We start from the raw sequence: 3,476 nt of genomic DNA on the forward strand, positions 1-3,476 counted from the left end.
CGGCGGATTCTGGTGGCTGGCCCGCACCTCCCGCGTCCCGCAACCACCACGAGTTCTCTCGAAAGCGGGTGGGTTCGCGATAACTGACGCGGTTTCGGCCGGGAACCCCCGCTCAGGTGGTGTCTCGTGAGCTTAGTTGAGTCCTTGGGTTGGGGAACCGGCGGCGCGGCTGTGGTCGGGGGTGCTGGTGAAGGCGGGGTGGTTGAGGGTCGTGGCGTAGAACTCGGCGGTGCCGATCGAGACGCCGAAGAGATCGCAGATGCGGCGGAGGTCGCCTGCGGTGGCGTGGACTTCGTCGACGATGCGGTGTTGGCGCAGGGCTCGGGCGGGCATGCCGAGCCGGCGGTTGACCCACCACATCTGGACTGCTTCGGTGGCGTGGGCGCTGTGGTCGTGGACGAAGAAGTGGGCGTTCGCGGTGTGGGGCCAGCGTTGCCGGCGGTGGGCGAGGTAGGCGTTGAGGCGTTGCTTGACGGGCTCGGCCAGGAGTACGACGCGGTTGTCCAGGTGCAGACGGCTGTCGCGAACGTCGGTGAGCATCAGGTCGCGCAGTTCGTCGGGGCGCAGGCCGTGGAAGATGACGAGCGCGGACAGTGCGGCTCGTGCGGGGTTGGGCGAGTTCAGCGCGTCGCGAAGCTTGTCGTGGTCGATCGGCATCGGGATGCGGCGGGTGAAGTTGCCGACGGAGATCCGGGCCATCGGGTTCGTGAAGATCACTGTGTGTGCCTTGAGGGTGCTGAAGATCGACCGCAGGCCGGCGCCGAGGGTGGCTCGGGGTGTCCCGCCGGCGGGAAGCACGACGAGGATGTCCTGGCGGGTGATCTCGCGCAGGCTGTCGTGGCCGTCGGCGGCCCAGGCCCGCAGGGTGGGCAGCGCCCAGTGGGCGCGGGTCTTGATGGTTCCTGGGCTACGGGGTCGGCTGCGCGGCGGCGTGGTGCTGCCGTGGCGCAGGACGTCGAACCAGGTCTGCAACTCGGTGGCCATGGTGGCGGGCAGCCTGTCCAGGTGGCGGGCGAACCAGGCGTCCAGGGGTGCGGTGCGGTCGTCGTCGAGCATGCCGAGTTCGTTCAGGACCGCCATCACGGGGCGGGCGCGCAGTCGGTAGGCGCGCAGCTGTTGGACCTGGCTGGCCTGGATCGGGCCGGCGGTGATGGCTTGGGTGCCGAGCAGGACACGCATGCCGATCCGGGCGACGCGGGTGGTCTCCGAGGGCCAGCCGTAGCGGCGGGCGTGGTCGCGCACGGCGTCGTCGAGTTGGCCGCAGAGCCGCAGGTTCGGCGGTTCCGGCACGCCGTGGCCACGAGCGGCCTCGGCGATACGGTCACGGGCGAAGAGGTCGAGTTGACCAGGCAGCTCACGGACCGCAGGTCGCGTTTGCGACTCGGCGCGAGCGGGTCGATGGCGGACGCGGGTGCGGGCGTGTGGCCGGTAGCCCTTCTTGGGCGAGCCCATGTTGGCCAGTTCGAGCTGCTGGCCGTGCCGGTTGGCGGCGATGATGTCGCGCGGGTCGTATCCGGGCTGATGCTGCGGCAGGCTGGCCTGCCGCCAGCACAACCGGCATGCCTGGTGGCTGTTGAGGTTGCGGTGCTGGCCGCAGTTGACGCACGGTCCAGTCCCAGGGAAGCGGACGCGCCAGCCCATGCACGCACCGCAGAGCCACTTATCGATGCGCCAGGTGCCCCAGGCATGGCAGTCGGGGCACGACTCCGGCAGTTGAGGCGCGTACTGGTGGCAGCGGCGGCAGAGCCCGGAGGCCCAATAGTTCTCCGTGGAGCCGCAGCGGCGGCAGGCGCGTGGTGGCCTGCACCTGTAGGTCGGTTTGCAGTCGTAGCACCAGCGGCGTCTGCTGTACGCCTCGGGCTTACGGCCACAGCCCTCGCACCACCGAGGGATGGTCATGCCGGCGGTGTGCTCCGGCGGCGTCCCGGGGTCGGCCTCGGCCGCTCCGACGATCGCGCGACGGCGGCCTTCGCTGCCGGCTTGTTAGCCGCGACAACCTCGGGCTGGCAGACCAGCAGATCGCTGGGTGTGCAACCGAGCACGAAGCAGATCACGTCGAGGTCGTCCAGCCGGACCGTGGTCGGCGTGCCGGCCCACAGACCCGACATCTTGCCCGCGCTGATCTCCAGCCCGGCCTCGGCGAGACGCCGGCGCATCTCGGTCGACTTCCAGATGCCCGCCTCAGCCGCCTTGATCCGCAGCTTCCACAGCATCAGATCACCTCTTCCCCTCGCCGAACTGAGCCGCGATGCGGGCGTTGGCCTGCTCCCACGACGCCTCGACGTGGTTCTCGTGGACGTGGATGTAGCGGGTCGTCGTGGACAACCACTCATGGCCCAGCAGCTCCTGGATCGCCTTGAGGTCCACGCCCCGCTCATACAAGAAGGAGGCGCAGAAATGGCGCAATCCATGGGGGCTGAGCCGGCCGCTCCAGGCCGGCAGCCAGGCGCGCACCGCCTCGGCCAGGCCCGATCGCAGGGCTTCGGGGCCGATGCGCTCGCAGTGCCCGGTCATCGGGTCGTGGCGTTCACTGGGCAGAAGCGGTGCGCTCGGGTCGTCCCAGTCGTCGCCGAACTGGTGCCGCACATCGGTCAGCCACCACTCGATCAGCGCGTCGACGTCGTTGATCGCGGGCACGACCCGGGCCTTGGGGCCACGTCCTCGGCTGCCCTTGCCGAAGCGGACGTGCAGCTTGCCGAGAGTGCCCAGGTCGGGCCGCCAGTCCCCGATGTCGAGCATGACGGTCTCGTTCATGCGCAGACCGACCCGACGCCACAGCGACGCCGCGAAGTAGTTCCGCGCCGCGGGCAGGTACTTGCGGGCGTACACAAGGCTGCCGCGCCACTGCTCGAACAGTCCGGTGACCTCGTCGATGTGCGGTGGCACCCGCACCGCGCCGATGTTGGCGACGTTCGCCGGCTTGTTGAACTCGTCGATCGGCTGCACCACGACGTGCCCGAACAGGGCATGGATGTCGCCTTGGTAGCGGCTGACCACGAAGTCGAAGAAACGGCCCAGAACCCAGGCGCGGGCCTGCAGCGTCGACTTCGCGAGTCCCCGCCTGCGCAGCGATGTCAGGAACCGGTCGGCGTCCTCGTGCCGCGCCGTCCACACCGGCTGGCCCAGGAAACGGATGAACTCGAAGACCGTCGAGCGCTCCTGCGAGATGAACTTGTCCGTGATGCCGGCCGCGGCACCGGCGAGGGCGTACTGGTCGATGAGTTCCTGTTCGAAGTCCTCCGCTTCGTTGATCGAGCGCAGACTGCGCGCCGTGCCCAGCGAGCGCACCACCGCAAGCGACACGGGCCCATCCTCACTTCAACGACATCACAAGACGGTCGCCAATGTAGCCATCCCGTCGGGATTACCGACGGACAGTCAGTCCGGCCGGCTCGACGGGAACGCCGTACCTGGCCTGGACAGGGCTACTGCAAACGCCAGTCCGTCAGCAAAGAACTCCGGGCAGTAGGGGTAAC

At 69.0% G+C, this 3,476-nt stretch carries 3 protein-coding genes; all 3 read right to left on the reverse strand.

Annotation, left to right across the window (positions count from 1 at the left end):
• Window positions 1-132: 132 nt before the first annotated feature.
• Window positions 133-1,641, reverse strand: a complete 1,509-nt coding sequence (locus tag T398_RS26615; RefSeq protein WP_496450553.1) for a site-specific integrase — start codon at window positions 1,639-1,641, stop codon at window positions 133-135.
• Window positions 1,642-1,895: 254 nt separating this feature from the next.
• Window positions 1,896-2,213, reverse strand: coding sequence for a helix-turn-helix domain-containing protein (locus T398_RS26620; RefSeq protein ID WP_496450554.1), 318 nt, complete (start codon window positions 2,211-2,213; stop codon window positions 1,896-1,898).
• 4 nt (window positions 2,214-2,217) lie between these two features.
• Window positions 2,218-3,303, reverse strand: coding sequence for a tyrosine-type recombinase/integrase (locus T398_RS26625; RefSeq protein ID WP_496450555.1), 1,086 nt, complete (start codon window positions 3,301-3,303; stop codon window positions 2,218-2,220).
• Between the last annotated feature and the right edge of the window lie 173 nt (window positions 3,304-3,476).

The sequence above is a fragment of the Salinispora goodfellowii genome (genome assembly GCF_059570675.1).